Origin of the sequence: Pontibacter actiniarum, assembly GCF_003585765.1 — a bacterium.
Lineage (GTDB): Bacteria > Bacteroidota > Bacteroidia > Cytophagales > Hymenobacteraceae > Pontibacter > Pontibacter actiniarum.
Genome location: NZ_CP021235.1, coordinates 2,360,322 through 2,381,490 on the forward strand (window position 1 = coordinate 2,360,322; position 21,169 = coordinate 2,381,490).

The 21,169-nt window shown below is 50.2% G+C and carries 17 protein-coding genes; 4 read left to right on the forward strand and 13 right to left on the reverse strand.

The window, feature by feature from the left end; genetic code table 11:
* Nucleotides 1–681: 681 nt before the first annotated feature.
* From CA264_RS10215 to CA264_RS10255, 9 genes are all read right to left on the reverse strand, one after another.
* A complete protein-coding gene (locus tag CA264_RS10215) occupies nt 682–3,576 on the reverse strand; it encodes a T9SS type A sorting domain-containing protein (protein WP_025606864.1) in 2,895 nt (964 codons plus the stop codon).
* 30 nt (nt 3,577–3,606) lie between these two features.
* Nucleotides 3,607–4,947, reverse strand: a complete 1,341-nt coding sequence (locus CA264_RS22220) for a DNA/RNA non-specific endonuclease (protein ID WP_071784586.1) — start codon at nt 4,945–4,947, stop codon at nt 3,607–3,609.
* Between the two features lie 143 nt (nt 4,948–5,090).
* On the reverse strand, nt 5,091–5,489 hold the full coding sequence (locus CA264_RS10225; RefSeq protein WP_025606867.1) for a nuclease A inhibitor family protein: 399 nt from the start codon (nt 5,487–5,489) through the stop codon (nt 5,091–5,093).
* 241 nt (nt 5,490–5,730) lie between these two features.
* The gene (locus CA264_RS10230; RefSeq protein ID WP_025606868.1) at nt 5,731–6,999 is read right to left on the reverse strand and encodes a Y-family DNA polymerase; all 1,269 of its coding nucleotides are present in this window, start codon (nt 6,997–6,999) and stop codon (nt 5,731–5,733) included.
* Entirely contained in the window at nt 6,996–7,457 is a 462-nt protein-coding gene (locus tag CA264_RS10235) for a LexA family protein (RefSeq protein WP_025606869.1), read from the reverse strand. Before CA264_RS10235 ends, CA264_RS10230 begins: the two co-directional genes overlap by 4 nt.
* Nucleotides 7,458–8,346: 889 nt before the next feature.
* The gene (locus CA264_RS10240) at nt 8,347–8,682 is read right to left on the reverse strand and encodes a hypothetical protein (RefSeq protein WP_025606871.1); all 336 of its coding nucleotides are present in this window, start codon (nt 8,680–8,682) and stop codon (nt 8,347–8,349) included.
* A 116-nt stretch (nt 8,683–8,798) separates the two neighbouring features.
* Complete coding sequence (locus tag CA264_RS10245) at nt 8,799–9,251, reverse strand: type II CBASS E2 protein (protein ID WP_157593685.1); 453 nt, start codon at nt 9,249–9,251, stop codon at nt 8,799–8,801.
* Nucleotides 9,232–10,434 (reverse strand): SMODS domain-containing nucleotidyltransferase, encoded by a 1,203-nt coding sequence (locus CA264_RS10250; protein ID WP_025606874.1) that lies wholly within the window; start codon nt 10,432–10,434, stop codon nt 9,232–9,234. The genes CA264_RS10245 and CA264_RS10250 overlap by 20 nt, the downstream gene beginning before the upstream one ends.
* Before the next feature lie 13 nt (nt 10,435–10,447).
* Nucleotides 10,448–11,317, reverse strand: a complete 870-nt coding sequence (locus CA264_RS10255; protein ID WP_025606876.1) for an NARF domain-containing protein — start codon at nt 11,315–11,317, stop codon at nt 10,448–10,450.
* A gap of 191 nt (nt 11,318–11,508) precedes the next feature.
* On the opposite strand from CA264_RS10255, the gene CA264_RS10260 reads away from it, so the two are divergent.
* From CA264_RS10260 to CA264_RS10275, 4 genes are all read left to right on the forward strand, one after another.
* The gene (locus tag CA264_RS10260) at nt 11,509–12,108 is read left to right on the forward strand and encodes a hypothetical protein (protein ID WP_025606877.1); all 600 of its coding nucleotides are present in this window, start codon (nt 11,509–11,511) and stop codon (nt 12,106–12,108) included.
* A gap of 5 nt (nt 12,109–12,113) precedes the next feature.
* Nucleotides 12,114–12,521 (forward strand): hypothetical protein, encoded by a 408-nt coding sequence (locus CA264_RS10265; RefSeq protein WP_025606878.1) that lies wholly within the window; start codon nt 12,114–12,116, stop codon nt 12,519–12,521.
* A complete protein-coding gene (locus tag CA264_RS10270; RefSeq protein WP_025606879.1) occupies nt 12,508–13,281 on the forward strand; it encodes an ImmA/IrrE family metallo-endopeptidase in 774 nt (257 codons plus the stop codon). The genes CA264_RS10265 and CA264_RS10270 overlap by 14 nt, the downstream gene beginning before the upstream one ends.
* A gap of 152 nt (nt 13,282–13,433) precedes the next feature.
* Nucleotides 13,434–14,435: a putative phage abortive infection protein gene (locus CA264_RS10275; protein WP_162912074.1), complete on the forward strand. Its 1,002-nt coding sequence runs from the start codon at nt 13,434–13,436 to the stop codon at nt 14,433–14,435.
* 183 nt (nt 14,436–14,618) lie between these two features.
* Here CA264_RS10275 and CA264_RS10280 read toward each other — a convergent pair whose 3' ends face one another.
* The 4 genes from CA264_RS10280 to CA264_RS10295 form a co-directional block, all read right to left on the reverse strand.
* Nucleotides 14,619–15,545 carry a hypothetical protein gene (locus tag CA264_RS10280; RefSeq protein ID WP_157593686.1) on the reverse strand — a complete coding sequence of 309 codons (927 nt, stop codon included), beginning with the start codon at nt 15,543–15,545 and terminating at the stop codon, nt 14,619–14,621.
* A 271-nt stretch (nt 15,546–15,816) separates the two neighbouring features.
* Nucleotides 15,817–19,074 (reverse strand): DEAD/DEAH box helicase, encoded by a 3,258-nt coding sequence (locus tag CA264_RS10285; RefSeq protein WP_025606884.1) that lies wholly within the window; start codon nt 19,072–19,074, stop codon nt 15,817–15,819.
* 68 nt (nt 19,075–19,142) lie between these two features.
* Nucleotides 19,143–20,234 carry a hypothetical protein gene (locus CA264_RS10290; RefSeq protein ID WP_025606886.1) on the reverse strand — a complete coding sequence of 364 codons (1,092 nt, stop codon included), beginning with the start codon at nt 20,232–20,234 and terminating at the stop codon, nt 19,143–19,145.
* 2 nt (nt 20,235–20,236) lie between these two features.
* A complete protein-coding gene (locus tag CA264_RS10295) occupies nt 20,237–21,169 on the reverse strand; it encodes a tetratricopeptide repeat protein (protein WP_025606888.1) in 933 nt (310 codons plus the stop codon).

Here is a 21,169-nt window from a genome sequence, read left to right on the forward strand (position 1 = left end):
TTCATTGGTCCTAAGACCATGACCTAACAAACATGAAGTAGAGGCCGGTAGTAGCTATACCCACTGGGTGCTGAGGGTAGTTCTCTCCGGCTCTCTGCTTTGTGCTTGACTAGGAAGCAGAAAGCTCAGGTAGCAGGATAACTACCTATGAAGCAAGGGTTCTTGCCTTGTGGCAGGGATGATGTTCATGACGGCCAAGAGAGGTACCGTTAACTATACCTCCCACCTTACCTTGTCCAACGAGGAAACCCTGAGTCTCTGTTTAGTCCTCCTTTTGGAACCTACCGGTAGTAACTAGGCTCCCACCACTATCTCTGTTTTGCAATTCGTCTTAAGGCATGGGCACGCCTCGCGGTTGGGGACACAGTGCCTGCCGCACAGGTTTTCCTGCACCTTATAACTTGCTCGTACAAGACAGGGTATTTTAGTTTTAGCTACAAGTAAGCACAGACTTTGTGCAACACGCCAAAGCACGAAACCTCTTGCCCCTCCTGAAGGCTGTAAACGGTGTTTCGCTTCTAACGAACCTCTTGCTAAATGCGATAAACCTTCCTGCCAGTTTGCGCGTGCTGTCTCCTCTCCAAAACAAATCCTGATGCCGCTCCACCCCACCAACAGGCATAAAAAAAGCAGGTGGTGCCTTGCGACACCACCTGCTCTGGAAAAGGCTTGCGTGACCTGCTAGTGCAGGGCCACACGCCGGGAGATGAATCCTTTCGGCGTCTGCACCAGCAGCACGTACACACCGCGTGGCAGCTGCCCCACCGCCAGGGTCACATCCAGGGTGCCCGCCGTGTGCAGCCGCTGCGAAAGCACCTGGCGACCGGCCAGGTCGAGAAGCAGCACCTGCGCCGTGCCCTGGCCAGTCTCCTGGGCCTGGACGCGCAGCCTATCCGTGGCCGGCACCGGGTACACAGCCACCCCTGTGGCCAGCTGCTCGTCCCGCACGCCGGTCGGTGTGAACATCACGGCCGCGGAGGCCTCAGAAACACACTCCCCTACTTTTGCCGTCACGGTGTAGGAGCCGGCTGCCGTCGCCGTGTAGGCCGCCGCCGTTGCCTCCTCGATCGCCGTGCCGTTCAGGTACCACTGGTACGTAGCCCCTGCCACCGGGCTGGTCACCTGCAGCGCCATGCCCTCGGTCACCACGGCCGGTATGGCCGGCTCTGTGCAGGCCGCCGCGCCGCGGGCCAGGTTGTAGGAGGTCGCCACGCGGATCCCATCCAAGGTCAGCGCAGGGGAGGAAGAACCCTGGCGCAGGGCGATCGTGCCGATGTCCGACGGCGAGCGGTCCCCGCCTTCGGTGATCGTGGCCGCCCCCGTCGCCGGCTCTGCCGCCGCAGGGTTCACATACAGCGTAGTGGTATTGTCCGTCTCATCAAAGGTGTATTTGGTCACCAGCAGGTAGGTCGTGTTCAGATCGTAGGACTCGGTGGTATACACCTGTTCCGAACCGCTGCCGCTAATGCCGAACTGCACCTTGCCTTCCCCGGCCGCACGCACGTACACGCGGCTACGGAAGGTAGTACCCATGCTGGCAGGCGCTAGGTGCAGGAAGTAATCCCCGCCCGCGCTGGCTGCGCTCACCTTCACCAGGAAGGCCGTATAGACTGCCGTGCCGGCACTCACCGGCTCAAAGCCACGGTTCACATCCTGGCCACTGGCCACCAGCTGGGCACTGTTGCCAATGCCGCCGGACGGGTAGCCCTCGTAGGCGAGCCCCTCGGCGACCACCGGGATGGCATTGGTCGTACCACCGCTGTGCGCGGCCCAGCCGTTATCGGTCAGCAGGCTGGCCGCTGTATAGTCAAAGTTCTCTTCCAGGGCCAGAAAGGCTGCCGCCGCCGGTGTGCTTTCGCTGGCGCGGCCGGCCGTTTCGGTCAGGTAGTTCTCGGCGAACTCCGTGTCGTTGTCGTTGTAGTCAAACACGGCGAAGTGGTAGGTGTTTGAGCCGCGCAGGCCGGTTACCGTCACCTCGTTGCCCGTTCCGCTGTAGACCACAAAGTTACCCGTGCCCAGCTCCTGGCCCTGACGGAAGGCGGCATCTGCCGTATAGCGCAGCCCGTCTTCCGGTACCGCGTCCACCGCGCCTCCCTGCCGCGCCAGCACCAGGTGTCTGACGCCGTCGCCACCAGCTAATGTCAGTTTCATGGAGTTGCCGGTCACCTCGCTGATTGCGATCGTGGAGGCAATCGTCGGCTCTGCGGCCAGCGCAATCGCAACCGTTGTGAAAGAGCGTTCCTGGCCGTAGGTCGTGCCCACGGCATTGGTGGCGTAGGCGCGTACGTAATAGGTGGTGCTGTGGGCCAGGCCAGTGAGCTGGCTGGTAAAGGCGCCGGTACCGGTGCCATCGGCTGTTTTGGCGTCGGCCAGGGTCGGGTTCGCCGCTGTGGACCACACCACGCCGCGGGCCATCACATCACTGCCGCCGTCCGAGGAGATCTCCCCGCCCGCCGTGGCGCTATTGGTGGCTACGTCGGTGACAGCTGTGCTGGCCAGCGTGGCCGGATAGGCCGGGGCGATGCCCGTGCCGCTTACGGCTACCTGCATCGCCGGCCCCCCTGCGTCGGATACGGCGATGCCAGCGACATAGGCCTCCGCCGCCGACGGGGCAAAGCGCACCTCCACCGTGGTCGCGGCCAAACTGCCGGCCACGGGCGAAAGCGTAATGGCACAGCAGGCAAAGGGATTGTCACCCACCCGGATCTCAAAGCCTGGGGCCGGTGTGATGGTAACATTGCCTGACAGCCCCTCCCCCTGCACGTTAAAAGATCTGACGGCAGAGACGCTGCCTACCTCCACATTTCCGAAATCAGGAAGCGCGGCGGTGGAAAGCACCAGAGCCTGACCACCGGTACCGGGATCTCCCGGACCTGGCTCCCCTTCGCTCGCCGTGGCCGTGATGGCCAGGTTATCCAGATTGATTTTGGGACGGCTGCCGGAGACTCCCTCGGAAGCAGAGGTCACCAGGTAAAAGCGCAGCCTCGCGTCTGTCTTCCCGCTGAAGGCGGCAGGCAGGGCGATGTTGGCCAGAGCGCCGCTGGACGCCTCGTTGTTGGTCAGCACTACCGTGGTGCCCGGCAGCTCCTCGAAGGCTCCGTCCGTGCCGGTGTTGGCCTGGACACTGAAGGTGGCCTGGCGGTTCCCCGAGGAATTGTTCACCTCGGCCCAGTCCAGGCTCAGCGTGCCCGCCTCAGTGCCGGTGAAGTCCAGCAGCAGGTCAAAGGCTGCCGCGTTGGCCCCGTCGGCGCCGGTGGCCAGCAGCACAATGCTCTCAGGTCCAAGAGGCGTCGTGTCTCTTCCCATTTGCACACCCCCGGTGGAGCCGCTCACAAACACCTTGTTCTGCGAGGGTAGGGTCGGGCTGGGCGTAGCGACCTGAAAAGGGTTCGCCCCCTCGCCCGCGGCGAAGTCGGTCGTCCACCCGGAAATGGCGTCAAAGGTTTGCGTGTAATTCCCGCCGGCAAGGCGGTAAGGGGCTTTGGCCTGTGCCGCCGCCAGCAGCGGCAGCAGGGTCAGTGCCAGGAGCAGGACGCCCTGGCGGAAAATATACGTGATGTTCTCGCGATGTCTCATGTCTGTTTCGTTCTCGTTCCTGAAATAGCCTTAGTTGGTCGGCCCGTTGTCCACGGCCGCCTCGATCTGGGTCTGCACCCCAGCAGGAAGGTTGGAGAGTAGGTCCAGGCCGGTGGCCACCTCAATCTCATCGATGGACACGCGGTAGGCGCCCCAGTCGGTGTTGATGCTGTTGGCATTCGGCGTGTCGATGGCGATCACGCGGGTAGCGGCCGTGATGCGGGACACGTCGTTTTCGCCTACCGGCAGGATCACCGCCACTTTCCACACCCGGTTCGGCACCGTCACGTGGCCGTTGTCGATGGTGTTGGTCGTGCCGCCGTTTGAGCCGGAGCCGCCCACCCCATAGTTGCCCATGATCAGGTACACCTCGTAGCCGGACTCGGCATAAGAGCGGGTATACTGCTCAAAGTTATTCCAGGTCTTCTGGTTGTTGTTGGGGGCCTGCGGGATCATGTTGGTCATCAGGAAAGTGGCCGAGTTGGCCTCCACCGAGGAGGTGCGGTCGGCCGAAGGCGCGTTGTGGCCCCGGTCAAAGCCGCTGCCGCGGTAGCTGTTCTCGTTCACGCGGTACCAGCCGGCCGGCAGCGCCGGATCTTCGCGGAAGTTGTCTTGGCGGTCTGCCCCGCCCCGGTCCGAGGCATCCAGGTGCCAGCTCACCCAATTCGGGGTGCCGCGGTCACGGCTGTAGGAAAGGGCATACTGCGGTTTGCGCATCAGGTAGTTATTGGGATTGCTTACGTCCGGGATGGCCATGCTAGGGTTGCCCAGGGCCAGGTGGTCGTTATCCGGGTAGGCCGGCACGGTCGGGTCGTAGGAATCCACGGAGAAGTCATCGATGTTAAGGCGGGCCGTGCCGCCGGAGACCTTACGGATCTCGAACTTCACCGGGGCGGTGGTGTTCACCGTGAAGGAGGCTGTCTGCAGCCCGGAGGTAGAGGTGATGACGGTCTGGCCGACCTTGTACCACTTCTCGCAACCGCAGGAGGCCACCTGGGTCTGGGCCCAGAGCTCCCAGCCGCTGCCCGGGTCGTTGCCGTAGATGGCGTGGCGGATACTCACCGTGCCCGCCCCTTCCGGCAGGAAGAAGTCCATGGCCAGGCGCCCGGCGTTGCGCAGGCGCACCGACTGGCTGCCGGCTTTCTTGTCGTTGTCGGTGCTGCCGATCAGGGCTTCGTCCAGGATCCAGGTGCCGCTGGCCAGTTGGACGGTGCCAGTGGCGTAGCTGCTTTTAGAGCCGGACTCAAAGGTTTCGGGGAAGTTCTCCGGAGTTGCGGCGAAGGGTACGGCCCAGGAGGTCGCCGACGCGCTCCAGAGCATCAGGAGCAGGAGGGCCAGGGCCTTCCTGCCGCGCATGTAGAGTTGTAACATGTAACGGTTGTAAGGATGAAAAATTGGATTGATAAGACGAAGATAGGTAATTTTCCCATACCCCGCCGACCAATCGCAAAGCTACGCATCCCATGTTCCCGTTTTGTTGCGTCCGTGTTACCGAACTGTTACCAAAGTCCCGCTCAGGTCTCCACCAATCGGGTCTTCAGCCCCACTAGGCGACCTGTCGGGGTGCTGCCCAGCAGGAAGGCCTCCACCTGCACCTCCCCCAGCCGGATCACCTGCACGTGCGCGAGCCGCTCGACAAAAAGCCGCTCCAGGGCCTGGAAACGGGCAGCCTCCTCCTGCATCGCAGGGCTTTGCTCCGGGCTGGTGCGGGTCATGTTGCGCAGGAAGTACGCCAGATCCACGGTACGGGCCGGGGTACCGACCGGTAGGTCCAGCATCTCGAGCAGCTGTGCCGGGGTTGGCTCCAGGTATTTGGCGCGGCCCAGGTCCACGGTCTCGAAGGGATAGTCGGACTCGCTCCGGAAGAGCAGCCCCGCCGCCGCCGCCTGCAGCTCAGGTAAGATAGGATCCATGAGAATGTATGGTTTAGTGTACTGGCTGATCATAGGTTTTCCGCGCCGTGACCCGGCATTAGGCCGCAGGGCGGAAAAGAAAAGCGCCGGCACACACCAGCGCCCTTACCCAGTGATTAAACATTTGGGCAAAGGTAAACAATTCCCCCTGTAAACATAGCGCAGCAACAGAGAACACCCCTGCTTGTAGGTACTGGGCCCGCGGCATCAAAAGCAGGGGGGAACGCCACCGGCCTCGCCCCTACCTTACCCGGAGCAGGTCCTCGAGCCGGGTGGTGTAGCAGGGCGAGAGGTGCTCCTGCCGCTGGCCCCACGTCTGCTCGGTGCCCTGCGCCCCATAGCGGACCGCTCCGTGGCCGAAGCGCTCCCTGAGCCCGTCGAGCGCCTGCATGAGCTGCGCATGCTTTTCGCGGTCCACCGTGTCCAGCAGGCTCAGCTGCACCGAACTGTTGGGCACCAGGTCCAGCAACAGAAGGCCGGTCTTGCGGTAGCGAAAGCCCGGGCGGAAGATCTCCCGCAGCGCCTTGAGGGCGTGGCGGATGAGTTCGGGCTCTGAGTCGGTGGGCGTGTCGAAGGTGACGGTGCGGCAGTTGGCGTAAGTCTCCCCCTCTGCACCGAAACGGCTGGTCATGGCAAACACGGTCATCGCCCCGGCCTTGCTTTGCTGCCTCCTAAGCTTGGTGGCGCATCTGACCACGTAGGTGGTGAGCGCCTCGGCGACCTCCTCCAGCTCATAAATACCCACGCCGAAGCTTCTCGAGGTGCAGATGTTCTGCTTGGCCGCGGGCACCAGCTCCAGGTCGATGCAGGCCTCTCCCCGCAACTCGCGCACCGTGCGCAGGCCTGCTACCGTGAGGTGCTTTTTGGCGAAGGCGTCGGTGACGTGCCGCAGGTCCCATGCTGTGTGCACGCCTAGCCCCGCCAGCTTCCGAGCATAGCGGCCGCCGATGCCCCACACGTCCCCGGCCGCGGTGCGTTTGAGCGCCGCCTCAATGTGCCGCTCCTCGGTGAGCACCAGCACCCCGTCGGCCTTAGGGGACTTCTTGGCGATGCGGTTGGCCAGCTTGGCCAGCGTCTTAGTGGGGGCCACGCCCACGGCCACCGGCATGCCCAGCCACTGCCGCACGGTCTCCCGGATTTCCCGGGCGTAGGCCGGAAGGTCCACCTGAAAGAAGTTGCCCAAGTCCAGGAAGCTCTCATCGATGGAGTACACCTCTACGTGCGGACTGAAGCGGGAGAGCGTTTCCACCACGCGTGCCGACATGTCGCCGTAGAGCTCATAGTTGGAAGAAAACACCTGCACCCTATGCTTTTCCACCAGCTCCCGCACCTCAAACAGCGGCTGGCCCATCTTCAGGCCCAGCTCCTTGGCCTCATTGCTTCTGGCGATTATGCAGCCGTCGTTGTTTGAAAGCACCACGATAGGGTTTCCCTCCAGCGTGGGGTTGAAAACGCGCTCGCAGCTCGCATAGAAGTTGTTGCAGTCCACCAGGGCGAAGAGCGAGGTCATGCCAGGCTCCTTACGGTGCCGACTACCACACCCCAGATGCGCCCGCCCTCGGCGTCGGTGACGGGGATGGGCGGGTAAGCGGAGTTCTCGGCCACCAGGTAGGCCGCCTCCCGCCGCAGTTCGTAGCGCTTGATGGTGAACTCGCCTTCCACGTAGGCTAGCACGATGTCGCCGCTCTTTGCTTTTCTTGCCTTGTCCACCACGGCCAGGTCTCCCGGCATGATATGAGCGCCTATCATAGAGTCGCCCTCCACCCTCACCAGAAATGTGGCAGTCGGATTGGAGGACACGTAGGCGTTTAAATCGATGCGCCCGGCAGTGTAGTCGTCAGCCGGGCTCGGGAAGCCCGCCTGCACGGTAGCCCCCACCAAAAGCAGGGTGATCTCGCTTGCCAGGTCCAGGTGGAGGACTTTCGGCCAGAGAATGGGAAACAGGGGAATAACGCTCGCTTCTTTCATATCGCCTTCTTTTACGGTGGCAAATTAGGAAACGGCTATATTTATTACTAATTTTTTTAGTAAAACTATTTGCATTAGCCAAGCAAGTCCCCTGCTCCGGTGCCAGCACCTGGGCCTGTCGCTGCCTCCGACTGGAGGGGAATCCGTGCTCGGGAGGCGACACTCTGTGCACGTAAAATAAAGTTCCTGTGCCTGGAGGTCGCCTCCCGCACCGGGCTGGTGGTGTACGCCCTCCGGCACGTAAAGTGAGCGACATTAAGAAAATATAAGCTAAGCAGAGGCAGAAGAATGTAGCTTCAGCGTACTACGTGTATGCTAGGCAGTGTTATGGCTACGCATCAAAGCTTTTGTATGAGTTGTCCAAAACATTACCTCCGATACGGCTCCACCTCAACGAGACTTATGCGGATTTTGAGGTAAACAAAGCTCAGGCACCTGTTCATGGTAATAAAATGCTAAAGGAGCTTGCTTAGTAGTTACAAGGCTCAATTTTTTGACATCTATTAATTGAATCTCCCCCTAACTGTTTTAGCCACACTCGTCGGTTAAAGCCCTCTATCTAATAAACCTATCGAAGTTCATTCGTTCTCCTTTACAGCCCCTCCTGCTTTGACAGGGCTATGTAAAAGGTAAGGTTGCTGCGTATAGGCAACGTTTTTAAAAAGACCACGATGCTTCGGAAAACCTACCTGCTCGTGCCTTTTGACGGCAGGTACTCGTTAATAATACAGGATTCCACTGACTATCTTATCAAGTACTGCACGGTAATAACTGGAGAAGTATGGTAAAATTTATTAACGCCAGAAGTATCAGACATCCGCCTATAATTTACCTTATGTTAAATATAAATGAGGAGTTTACAATTCCTTAACTTTAATATTGCAAAAGTTTATTTTTTACGGAGGTCTTTCACCTCTATTTTTTCAATATGATTTGCAAATTGATTCATAAGAAACTCTACAAACCTTCCATTGTATACACCATAAGTTCCTGACCTCGGTTGCGAGCCTGATAGGGTTTTAAAGTAGTAAGCTAAATAATTTATATTATTTAATTCAGCTCGTGTTAAATATCCTCCTTCGTTCCATTGACCGGAACTAGCAGTATGTATGATGCGATTTTCTTGTACCTCCCAAGTAGGTGAGCTTTCTGATTTAGTCTTCTCTTCTATATTCAAAAAAAGCTGAGCAATGGTTAAACCTTTTGGATATATGAAAACAGCCATAATTTATAGTTTACTCAAATTAAAAGTACAATAGCGATACTTAATTAAGTTATCTGTAGAAACAAATTATTTAAGGGTAAGCTATTTAAAATTATTTTATTTTTTTCGCGTTAGCACTAAGATTGACTCCTACTGTTGAATTGCGCTAATAATTGATCATGGCCAGGCGCTTCCCTGCCCTTCCAGATATTTCCATTTATCAACCATTGTTCATAGTGACAAATCCATAACGCGGCCATTGGAATCAAATCTTTACCTACCCATAGCCGCCTGAAGGGTGAAATATCAGGCGGATAGTATAAGCACAAACTATTATCCGGATACATATGAATAGCAACCGAACCTATTATTTTAGGCTTTAATACAAAGACTTTAAACCAGCTTTGCGAAATATATTGAACCTGTAGATGGTACTCAGCCTTATAGTCAGGATCTTTAATGGTAAAATCCACCAAAAGAATTTGGTTTTTTACGTTGATTTTACAACCCGGGAAAAGCTGTTGAACCATAATTTGCTGAACATACTGTTCTAAGGCTGAGTACCTCTCTTTATAAATTGGTCGGATCATAGTGGTTTCGCTCTCTGGGTACTGAAACGCCCGCTGTACTTCTAATAATATTAATGCTACTGCCGATGGTAGCAGCTCCTGATTCCAGCAGTTTTGCTTTGTGATCGAGCCTTTCGCTACGGGCCTCTTCCTCTGACATTACCGGAAATTCCGAACCAAACAAATTACGCCATTCTTTTAGTTGATCACTCAACAGTTCTGCATCAAAGGCTTTCCTGGCCGTAATAGCTGCACCTTTTACATAATCGTAAAAGGCTACAAAGTCTTCTTTGGATATTCGTTTCCAGACATCATGAGAAGTAACACCTCGGTCTGGCAATACTGGGGTAATCTCATGTTCTCTATACCAGGCATATTTAGAAACAATTGCTTCCAACGATTTTACGACCCCTTCTGCTACCGAAGTAATATAATCAGGACAGCAATCTCCTATCATGTGTTCTAAAGGATAGCCCTTTGGGTGTTTAAGGTCAGTTAAATTTACCACCCGCCACCATTTTAAAGCTTTAACTACATTAATGTAATGGCTATTAGTATTCTTGTTTTTATTCCGGGTCCAGCGGATCTGCTCCAGCGGGTTAGTTTCAACCCAGCAACCTGCTTCTTGGTCAGGTATATAAAGTGACGCTGATTTCCATTCGGCTTCAGATCGAAAAGATTCCAACATCAGCGAAGTCCAATATTGTTGTTTTGCTGGTTCCGTCCAGTTTCTGACCAATTTCCAATTGCTACCCATATCTTCCAAAGCTAAGGTAGTAAGCACACTTTCAGACCGCAGCAAGGCTTGTTCTGCCTCTGATGGCGCAGACGTTACCACAATATCCAAGTCTACATAAGAAAGCTCAATTCCTATGGAACGGCCTTGAATTCGGTACTTCCCTTTATAGTGCTTTTCTACAAAGGGTATAAATAAATCAATCGCCTGTTGAGGAGTGGTTTTATTCTGGTCTAAGTTAGTTACTACGATAATATCAACATCCGCCCGCTTTCCATTTTTAGGTTTTATAGCTGTGGCCCGTTTATAACTACCCTGCAGAAAGGTGCTAACGATAATTTTAGACAAATCGGCATCATTAGCAAGCCGGTCACGCAAAGTGGTATGACCGGTTATTAAATCTTCTAATTGACTTTTTGTTAACCTGATATTAGATAAGAATGTGTTAAAGTATGATGTTGTTGACATAGTTTTAATTAGTTTAATTTTGGTGATGAGAATATTTTAACACATTCATTAGATTGCCTATAAACTGCGTGCGGAAGTTGGCGGCGGCAAACCGGTCCAGGCGGGCACTTGCCGGATTTATCATGCCTTTACCGAAATAGAAACAGTAATTGGGATGGGCGTCGATAAAGTCCTGTATCTGGTCCGTTGGCCAGTGGCCACCATCATTATTTATAACGAGAATATCGTCCGGATTGAAAACTGCCTGCTGGAGTTGGTCTAAATTGGTTAAGGCTGTAACCTGAAACCCATTCTTACTAAGCATCCGGTGGTGGTAATCATCACTCCCGTTCCGGTGCGAAAGAAGAATTATTTGATGACGTTGCTTTACTGATTTCTCGAAATCATATTCTTTCAGTAACCCTAAAAAGTCTTCCCGGCGGTCTGTTAAAATTTTAGTTATAATAGCATCCACCTGGCTATTAACCTTACTCGGAATAACCTTGAAATATAAAAAAGCTATGCCTATTATACTGGTAAAGCCCAGACCACCCAAAATCCAGGCCCAGAACTTAAATGGCTCGTACTCTTTCAGGCTAGCTTCTAAATCCTTGTTTTTTTCCTTTAAATCACCCTGCTCTTCTTCTAATTCGGTAATATCATCTTTCAGGCGTTGATTTTCCTGCTCGATACTGTTTATCCGCTCAATAACTTTTGTACTTGTCGCCGATGTGCGCTGAGCAGAAGCTGGTAAGCAAAATGATAGGAATATAAAAAGCAGGCAGGTAATGGCCTTATAAAAGACCTGACAGCCGGCATTTAATCTTATTGGTTTGGAATGGGAATAAGGATTAGTTCTTCCTGCTTCAATAACCAAGTTTTCTACTGGTAATGTTCTTGTCATAGTTTACTGTTTTTTAATATTTTATACTTTTCCCCTTAACCTTCTGCCCATTACTTCCCTCTGTATAATTTAAATTTGTAAATTTGGTAGAGATATGCCGAACCTGTTAGTGGGTATTCATAAGAGTATTAACCGGGTTCGTAGAAAACTCCCCCATGGGGTAAGAAAAATATTTTCCGGTTAATACAGTTATGGAATTAGGTAAGTACTATGAAGCAAACCAGAGAAGATTCAATGTTCTAACAGATAATGATTGGCGTGCCGCCATTAAAAAATGTAAAGAACATCTTAACTGGAAGCTGAAACAAAAAACATTATTCGGAGCCCATTCGCCTGCTAACTTAGGAGCCGACCCGAAGGAGTATTACTTGAGCTTAGCGCTTGAAAAAATATTAGCCGGGAGTTGGGAGTGGCAAACACAATTTTCTTTATCCCAACAGCTCATCCGCCTTATAGATAGTCTTATTTCGAAAGAGGTAGAGCGGGTAAAAACCCAAAAATCAGAGAACCTCAAAATTGAGTATCGGGATATTGAGGTTGAGTTTTATGATTTAGGGGACTGCCCTGACCAATCAGACCGGGAAGAAAAGCAGGAGTATGAACGACAAGTTCAAGTAATAGAGGATGCAGTACAGGGTGATCAGCAATTGCAAGATTTTTGGGAAGCTGTTCAGGCCGGTTACAAGCGAAGTGACATGGCTGAACATCTTGGAATCACTCCCAAGCAATTGGATAAAGTGAAAGAAAAATTATTGCGAAGGGTTAGTGCCTTACAACCCTCTAATAAATAACAGATATGGCAGCTACAAACCCAAAAGAATCATTAAAGAACTTATACGGCCTGATGATGGAAATCAATTATCATCAGGCAGAAGAAGAGACTCTAAATGAATTGCAAAATAATACGGATCCTTTTGTTGAAAAACATCTTAGGTTAGTAAAACAACTTTCAACCAAACTGCGGGCCGTAGCAAATAAAAGGAAATATACCGAGGCACTAGATCAAATAAAGTTACTCAAAGAAAAGGGGTTGGAAGAACTTAAAAAGTTACTTTCTTTTCATGATCAGTTAGAACTGCAACCTCTTTTTAGAAAGTTTGAGGGATTAACCCCAGAAGATGAAGCATCCATATTGGAAGATCAAGAGGTTTTAAGATTAATGGAAATACTGAAAAATCGATTAGACGAGAATGCTGGGAATTAATCCTATAAAAGCGGCTAACGACCTACGAAACCACTTGGGCTGCTGGGAACCGGGTGACATCTCGTTAGATGAAATGGTATTTGCGCTGGGAGGGGTTCTGAAAGAAAGCCCCATGGAAGGAGCAGAAGGTCGCATCCTCATGAAAGGAAGTAACGCAATCATTACTATAAACTCCAATATTACATATCCAAGCAAAAGGAATTTTGTCATTGCTCACGAGATCGGTCATTTTATCTTACATAATGAATTAACTCCTTTCTACGCAGATAATGATAAGACCTTATCCGAATGGTATAAGAACGGACCCCAGGAACAACAGGCCAATCAATTTGCTTCGGAATTATTAATGCCATCAGAGTTATTTAAATCCAAGGTAGCGGGTAAGAGACTTAGTTTATCTCTAATTGAACAAACAGCAGCGTACTTTGGAGTATCCCTAACGGCTGCTTTCTTAAAGTATAAGGATTTGGGTGATTTTCCAATTATGGTAATATACCTGGAGAATGGCATCGTTAAGTGGAAACAGTCCTCTTCTGATTTCCCTTTTCAATGGCTACCTATTAATGGAAAGGTGCCCGTCTATACAGTAGCAGGAGATTATTTTAATAATAAGGGTTTAGAGGCGAAGCCGGAAAAGGTGGATGCAATTGAATGGTTTCCTTCAGATTTCAAACTTAAAGATGAGCCAGATTGGCAATTATGGGAACAGTGCTTCCCAGTTTCTACTAATGGATTAGTTTCATGCTTATGGACACAATGAAGTTGATCTATAATTAACATTCCTACTTTATAAGAACCTTGTTTGATTTTTAAGATTTCCTTTGAAATTATTAATTAATTTCAAATTTTAAGTCTCTCCTTTTAGTGAATATAAACCGTAATACCGATTGGTTTTCGATACTAGGTTTTCTAGTGATTTTTATATTAGTTCCTAGCGTTTGCATTTTAGCCGTATTTGCCCTCACAGAGCCCTTTGGTCCTAGAGATTGGATAAAACATAATGCGGGGCAAATAGGTGATACTATTGGTGGAATTACAGGCCCAATCATAAATTTTGTGGCTGGGGTCCTTGTTTATCTTTCCTTCAAAGCCCAAATTAAAGCAAATAAAGAGCAAGCTACACAGTTTAAAAGAGAAACGGACGATAATACCTTTTTTAATATGATTGCTCTCCACAATAAAAAGGTTGATTCTGTTACCTTTCAAATAGCAAGTGGGAAAAAAGTAGAAAGTTTCTCTGCATTTAAGAACTATACGACTGAATACAATAAGCTTCTTAAAGAAGAATTCAGTATGATAGCGCGAAGAGAAATTTCACACAATTGGGCGAATCTTAGTTATCAAGCATATGATATAATCTGGCAACCCTATGCCTTATTATATCATAAGCCTGTGCACTTCACTGGAAGTCAAAGCCAAGTTGATGAACTAAAAGCTTTATATGGATCAAGCGACGACACCTGGGAACTTACTAAAGGTTTGCTAGGTAATCCTATAGATACACCTCCGGAGGTAAATAGTTCTTTGCAAAAAGTCGGTTATTTACTTTTTGAAAAAATGTCATCAACCCAACGGCTTAAAGCAATCCAAGAGGTCCACTCAAAATTCTATCATGATCATGGGCACCACTTGGGGCATTATTTCCGTAACATTCATTATACCCTGGAAATTATTGATGGCTCTGAGCAGCCGCAAAAGTATGCTAAAATTTTCCGGGCTCAGCTCTCCCGTTACGAACTGGCGCTAATGTATTACAATGCCCTTAGTTCCATGTCAAGTAAGGAACACGTGCAGTTCCTGATTATATATGACATATTCAATGGTTTATATCCATCTGACTTAGCCTACTATCCAAGCCAAGAAGTTGTGAAAGAGGACCTACTATGCCGGATAAAATCTCCAGAGCGGCCTTAAAATGGGCTTTGGGTTCTATATCTCCACTGACCAAAATGGAGCCTCTTCCATTCACTAACGCTGAGTACTCTTGTTGCCTCTTTTACTACTATAATGGGCTTTGTTTTACTAGTAATGTGTTCTATCGGGGCAGCAGAGTGCTTCAGACAGCTAATGCATCTATAGCAACACAGCCAAAGCTTTTTACTTTAATGCGTTCAAATAAGGTTCTTGCCTTGCCTGAACGTGCATCTGGCTGACCTGGCGGGTTCCCCAAACAGGAGTGACAGTGATGGCGGTGGCATGAACATTGACCTGGATCTGGTCCATGACATTATCATTCAGTAACCCGAGGTAAACTTTGCCCCTGTTTGGGGCCTTCATCTGCGAGGCTTCGTTGATAACATCTCCTGACTTATATTGGTAGAACTGCTTACCAGCCTTAAACAGCAGCACGTTATCCCAGTCGGCAATGAACCAGTACTTGACGTTGTCCTCCCCCTGGGCCTTGCTGAAGTAGTTGATGCCGTAAAGGGCCAGGCCCGGCAGCTTTGCCACGGAGGCCGCCGCCGTGTTGACGAACTTGTCTCTGGCTCCGTCATAGGCTTTCTCCCCAGTCGCTCCCACTCCGATGTAATAGCTCCAGGAGACTGTCCCTTCTGGCAGCGTGAACTCAACTACTGTTTTGTTGGGGTTGCCGTTCATCGCGGAGGTGGACGACACAGGCGCCACCTGATCTGTCATCTTCACGATAGCTGTGTCGGCGTGCATTAGGTACCTTTCTTGCTTTGTGGTGTAGGTGGTGTCCTGCACGGTTCTCCAGTACACGCTGGAGTCAAAGATCCTGGTGTTCTCGCTAGCCGGTATGCGCTGTATCTTAAGCCTACAGACCCTGCCGCCCAATGAAGAGTTAGAAAGACGGAACTTGTAAATACCTGTCTTAGTCACTTTAATCCTCTTGTCCTGCACCTTTTTTACTTTGTAGTCCGAGAACTTTGAAGAGGATGGCAACTCAATTATCTCAAGCTCTTTTAGCTCCTTGCCGTTCGCCTCGCTGAAGTCGAATCCAATTTCGTCTCCTTTGGCGAATCCGTAGTAAAAAGCTTCCTCCCCCAGGCCAGCCACTTTCAAAGTGGACTCTGTAACGACAACAGATTCTTGTGCATTAGAATATGAGAACGGTAAAAAAAGTAATAATGTAATTAGTAAAAGTTGCTTCATGTTTAGGATGCAATTTTGATAATTTAAATGCAAAAAGATAGTCTAGCTACCGATGTCCGCTATACTAGGAGGAGAAAAGAAGGCAAAACTCACGATAGAATAACACTATAATCACTGAGGGAAAACATCACAGCTAATATTAACTATCATTGACTGGAAATAACATAAAGAATATTAACTATCATTGACTGGAAATAACATAAAGATTGACTCCAGCGACCTCTTTAACGAAGTTTTCCGTTACACCGAGCAGAGTGAGGATCTCCTGCGATGCTGCGCTTTTTGAAACGCCAGGTTGGACAATATAAACCTCAAATTCCATAGGAATCTCTTTCTTTGCGATTGAAAGCAGTTTCTCAAGATTCTGTACTGTACCTTTCTCTAGCCTAGAACGCGAGTTCCCCCTTCTCTTTTTCTCCTTCCGCCGCAACAGATGGTTGAAGAATTCATTTCCTGCTTTGTGTTTCCAATGTATTGATTTCTGTGCTTGCCCGCACACTTCGTATAGGTTCTTAACTTGGTTGCTAACCACACCGTCTACTGCGTATTTGAGATGGAACAAGTCAACCTTGATTTTTTCGCTATCAAGCTTAATTGCCACAACATCCGCAATTTCTCCAGAGTAATCATCGTCATAAACAATGTCGTAGTCACGGCTTTTAAGCTCTTTGATTACCTTATATTGAATAGAGTTGGTGATGAGGGGCGCCACATGCTGAGATTCCGCACTCAGATCAACACCTGTCCAGTCCCAAGCGATAATCTCTTCTCTTGGGTAGACGTTAATGCTGTGCTTCAGCTCCACATACTCATTCCCGGTTAACGCGGAACCATCGGCAAACCATATGGTTGGGGTAAACTCCTCAAAGAATCTGCAGGCATCAACACTCTTGCTTCCGTACCTTACCATGACAGTATTTCCACTTGGCTGTATAACCCTAAAGTCAGGATAAGGCTCTTCCGAGGCGGTGTCTAGAAAAAGCTGTAGCTCAAAAACTACGGATTTTGTTTCGGATTCAAGGGCAAAAGAGATTACGTCGTTAGCAGGACGGGCATTTAATCCTAACTCAATGGAAGAAAGGTCAAACACAACGCCGTCAATTTCAAACCTGAACCTTGTCTCGCTGCTGAGATACATTTCTACGGCCCAATCTATATACACGGGGTGTACATCCGGAACCTCCACCACCTGTGTCGGTATAAGCGTTTCCCTCAGTATTTGGTTAGGGTCCACATTAGGGTCAGAGAATTTAGCACCAAGGCTGTCGCACCAACTTTTGAGGCCCTTCAAGTCTCCGTCCAGCTTTGTCCAAATCCTTCCCTTATAAGACGAACCAATATTGACGGGGCTGCCGTTCTCATAGCCTATGCCCATCACAAAAGCTTTCTCTCCCTTTTGTCTCTCTGCGATACTCAACGCCTCCGCCACATCGCTTCCCACCATCATTCTAAACCGGACGTTCTTGCCGAGAAAGTACCTCAAGCCCACATTTTGAAGTCTTATCCGCTTTATGTTGTGAAATGCCCTGAAAACATCAATTCCCCGTATTAGTTCGGCCTCCTCTCCTATAATAGCCTGCGCAAGATCTGTATAAAGGCTAGAGTTATCGGAGCTATTTATAAAGAGGAGGTTATTCTTTGTCTCCCAGTAAACCACCGTCAATTTCCAGTCGACCAGGTAAATATCTTTATGATTAACCCACTCCACATCAACTTTATTAGCAGTGATGATGATGAGCATGTTCTCGTCACGGTTTATATCGTGGAATTTAAACTCAAGCTCATCGTATCCTGGAATAGCCTTGTAGAACTGCTTAGGAGACCATTCGTTTGTCTTGTTCTTGTAGATGACGGTGCTAAGCTTCGTTCTTATGTTTTGCAGGGGGATTTTTGAGCTTCCAAGCTTTGTGAACCCATCCATGAGTTCTTTGAACTCTACCTCTTCATTGATTCTCCCGAAGCTTGCGTCTGAGAGTAGCTGGTTCCAGTCCGCGTCTCTAGCGTATAGATCTTCCAGCTCAGCCCGCACGGTTAAGTCTGCGATGTTGGCAATAAATGATGCATCTGCCAGTTCTTCATCATGTTTGGTTCTCGTGAATCGACCTGCAAACTGCAGGGTGATCGGCAGGCTCTTCCGAATGTCGTGGAAGGCTGCGACTTTCAGCTCTGGTAAGTCAAACCCTTCTCCAAGCATGTCAACGCAGACTATTATTTTGGCTTCCTTGTTGGTTATCCTGTCATATGTTTCCCTGAAGTTGGGTACGCCCGAATAGATTATGACAGGGTTGAGGTCGGCATAGTCTTTATAAATTTCATATACCTTGTTAGCTCTTTCTCTGGTACTGCACCTAGCCATCAAAAGATGGTTATAGCCGTGGGCTCTATCCTGTCTAAGTCTTTCGACCGCTCTTTCAGCTATCTCTTTGTCAGCTACATCAGGGTCAAACTCCCGAATAGGAAGAAACTCGATGTGCTTAAAGTATCCTTGTCTTTGTGCCTCCCGAAGTGGGAAGTTAAAGATGATTTTACCGTCCAGCCTTTTGCCGTCGTTTCTAAAGGGTGTGGCTGTGAACTGTATGATTCTTTCTGCTGGAAATTTTTCCTTAAAAGTGTTCCATGTGCTCGCCTTGACGTGGTGTGCCTCATCAATGAAGACATTGGAGCAGTTCTCTACCAGGAACTGTGTTTGCTCTTCTGAAAGACCTGTCAAGATCTGCATGGTCGTCACAATTACGTTACAAGCTTGGGTAAGCTCATTAAGCTCTTCAACAGTTTTAAAGGCTTGGCTCATAACCCCCACGATAGGATAGGCTGCTTCTTCTGCAATGATTTCGAATTGTTTCAGGAGACCAAGCGTAGTGAATTTCGCAGAAATTTGTCTTCGCAAAGAGTCAGAAGGCACTATCACCAAAAGTCTCCTGCACTTGTTTGCAATAAGCGCTGAGAGCATCGTCTCAGTCTTACCGGTTCCAGTCGGCATAACAACCGTGGCTGTATCAAGGGGCATCTTCAGGTGCCCCATAATCATATGCAGTGCCCCGATCTGTGGTTGCCTTAGTCCTGGACTGTCACTCTCCGGATCTTCTTCACGGTAAGAGAAGCGGTTTGTCCATGTCTTTATGATGCTTTCCGGTGTTAAAGTATCCTGTAGTGCTGGATGCTTTAGCCATCCTTTAACCCTGATTTCGCCATTTGCGATGCGCTCCTCAGTTGGCCTGATGTTGGTAAGTAAGACTAAACCTTTATCAGCTGGACAGTCACCTTTATTACAGGTCAGGTAATACTGGTCTTGGCCACATGAAACTGTCATACCGCTCCTTGTGCTAGAAGCTTTAACTACATCTAGTTCTATTCCTGGCTGAATCAGTTGCCGCGCTATATTTTTGGTTCCTACCTTCTGGTAAGCCTTTCGTTCAAGTTTAGGCAGCTTGAGAAGCATAATAAGTAAATCTTGGGTGAATAGTGAATAAGTATCCTAGAAATGGTCAAGTACTTGAAAAGGTGCGTTCACACCCTTTCCCGGAGCAGCCGTTCCAGAATAATACAGAAAACATCTGCTCTGTTTGGCAGCTGCAGGAGCGGACTCTTGCCTGTCTCCTTACCGATCTCCACCCCATCTGAGTAGGGCGTAATATGGAGTATCTTGTCCAGGCGAATGTTGGAATTCTTCTTTGCCCCGGTGAAGATGATGCGCTTGTTGGTGAGGTAGACCGTGCCGGAGTCGATGAGCTTCATCTCATCAGAACTGTAGCTGCGCGGCGTATAGGACCCACTGCGCAGGTAAAAGCCCTTGGCTACCCGGAAGCTGGTGGAGTAGCCACTGTAACTGGTCCGGTGTCTTACGGTCCGCAGCTCGTGCCAGTCTACGCCAGGTATGGAGATAAAGCACCTTTCACTCTTTTGAAGCAGGATGTCGGGCTGTATGGCAGGCAACTCTGTGTTCTCAAGTGCCCAGTAGAGCTTGAGCTGCTGCAACTGGCGCTTTGTCTGCTCGTCCGTCTCTAGCGTGACATTCAGATTGGCGGCAATGGCCTCCAGCTCCCGCTCCTCTTCTGGGGAGAGCCGCTCGTCTGCGATGATGCTGGAGACATAGCTCTGAACAAAAACACTCCTCACCTCCTTCGAAATGCTGTTGACAAGCGCCTCCGGTAGCTTTAGGTCCGCCTCCAGCTTGTTGAGGAACTCCTTTTCCTCCTCCGTCAACCTGCCGTCAGCGATGGCTCTCTCAAAAGAAGACTTGTACACCTTCTGTCCTATTTCAGAATGGAGAAAGTTTACGGTCCGCTCTTCGAGTTGCAGCAACTGTCGAAGGTGTCTTAGGTCTTGCAGCTCCTCCTCACTCAGAACACAGTCCTCAAAACAATGATTGAGGTAGACGGCATAAAACTCCTCCATGTTGAGCCTGAACTGGTGCAGAGCATCTATTTTATAGGTCCGTGTTATCCTATCGATTTCCATGCTGTTAATTTCCCGTACCTGCTTTGAAGCCAGCAGGTTGTTGATCTCGATCACAGCATTTTCCTCCGGATGCTGCCTCAGGATCCGTTGCATAAAGCTTCTCTTCAGCAGAGGTGCCTCATTGAATATTTGTTTGTTCATAGCTAGTACTTTCTGTATTCTTCATAGACAGGGTCGTTCCAGTCGCACACGCCGCCGTGGTGGGAGCAGGCTCCCCTGCCCTTCGCGCTTGAGGTGGAGCCGTCGCAACAACGGGTCACATAGTAGGCCACCCTTCTCTTTAGCGGGTTGATGCGCTCATGCAGTCTTTCGGCCTCCTTGTTGCCTGCTGCCATTGCCGCTTTTAGATCCTGCACGGCCTCTTTTGTCTGACCCATTTTGCTGTAGCAGACGGCGCGGTTGTAAAGCAGTGCGTCATCCGAGGGGCGCTGCTTAAGCAGGGAAGTTAGTTCAGGCAAGGCTGCCTTATACTTGGAGGCCTTCACTAGGGAGAAGGCTCGTAGTGACAGAATGCCGGTTCTAATGTCTTGAAGGGTGTCTTTCTCTGTTTGGTGCAGAGAGAAGGTATCCGCATGCAAGAGCACTGCCAGCGCTTGGTCTGTTTTGTCGGCATTACGAAGCCGAATACTCTCCGTCACGTAGTAAGCCAGGCTGTCCTGGCGCTCTTGTTCCTTCTGCTCAGCCAGCAAGCGCTCTTGCCTTGCTTTCTCCTCTTTCAACTGCAGTTCATGTGCCTGGCGTGTGTCTACCTCTGAGTAGTGGTTAATAAATGGAGTAGAAATCAGGAACAAAGTTCCTCCCAGAATAGCCTTCACTTTCCCTTTCATGCGGAACCTGCCTTTGCGCTCCAGCCACCGTTGGCCCTGAGGAAGCAGTATGAAGCCAAGTGCGCCTAATAGACAGGTGACGATAGGGTGTTGGAGGAAGGCCAATGCCGCTAACAGGAAGAAGAAGGCTCCTATGTAAGAAAGGATCTGCAAAAGAATATTACCCGGCTTAGAGGTGTAGGGGTCACCTTTGAAGTAGGCAGGAAGGACCTTGGCATGGCCTGGAATTAGATTAGGGACGTATCGCAT

Coding starts and splice junctions, on each gene's coding strand:
- CA264_RS10215 (WP_025606864.1), bottom strand. CDS start 3,576: ATGAGACATCGCGAGAACATCACGTATATTTTCCGCCAGGGCGTCCTG.
- CA264_RS22220 (WP_071784586.1), bottom strand. CDS start 4,947: ATGTTACAACTCTACATGCGCGGCAGGAAGGCCCTGGCCCTCCTGCTC.
- CA264_RS10225 (WP_025606867.1), bottom strand. CDS start 5,489: ATGGATCCTATCTTACCTGAGCTGCAGGCGGCGGCGGCGGGGCTGCTC.
- CA264_RS10230 (WP_025606868.1), bottom strand. CDS start 6,999: ATGACCTCGCTCTTCGCCCTGGTGGACTGCAACAACTTCTATGCGAGC.
- CA264_RS10235 (WP_025606869.1), bottom strand. CDS start 7,457: ATGAAAGAAGCGAGCGTTATTCCCCTGTTTCCCATTCTCTGGCCGAAA.
- CA264_RS10240 (WP_025606871.1), bottom strand. CDS start 8,682: ATGGCTGTTTTCATATATCCAAAAGGTTTAACCATTGCTCAGCTTTTT.
- CA264_RS10245 (WP_157593685.1), bottom strand. CDS start 9,251: ATGATCCGACCAATTTATAAAGAGAGGTACTCAGCCTTAGAACAGTAT.
- CA264_RS10250 (WP_025606874.1), bottom strand. CDS start 10,434: ATGTCAACAACATCATACTTTAACACATTCTTATCTAATATCAGGTTA.
- CA264_RS10255 (WP_025606876.1), bottom strand. CDS start 11,317: ATGACAAGAACATTACCAGTAGAAAACTTGGTTATTGAAGCAGGAAGA.
- CA264_RS10260 (WP_025606877.1), top strand. CDS start 11,509: ATGGAATTAGGTAAGTACTATGAAGCAAACCAGAGAAGATTCAATGTT.
- CA264_RS10265 (WP_025606878.1), top strand. CDS start 12,114: ATGGCAGCTACAAACCCAAAAGAATCATTAAAGAACTTATACGGCCTG.
- CA264_RS10270 (WP_025606879.1), top strand. CDS start 12,508: ATGCTGGGAATTAATCCTATAAAAGCGGCTAACGACCTACGAAACCAC.
- CA264_RS10285 (WP_025606884.1), bottom strand. CDS start 19,074: ATGCTTCTCAAGCTGCCTAAACTTGAACGAAAGGCTTACCAGAAGGTA.
- CA264_RS10290 (WP_025606886.1), bottom strand. CDS start 20,234: ATGAACAAACAAATATTCAATGAGGCACCTCTGCTGAAGAGAAGCTTT.
- CA264_RS10295 (WP_025606888.1), bottom strand. CDS start 21,169: ATGCGATACGTCCCTAATCTAATTCCAGGCCATGCCAAGGTCCTTCCT.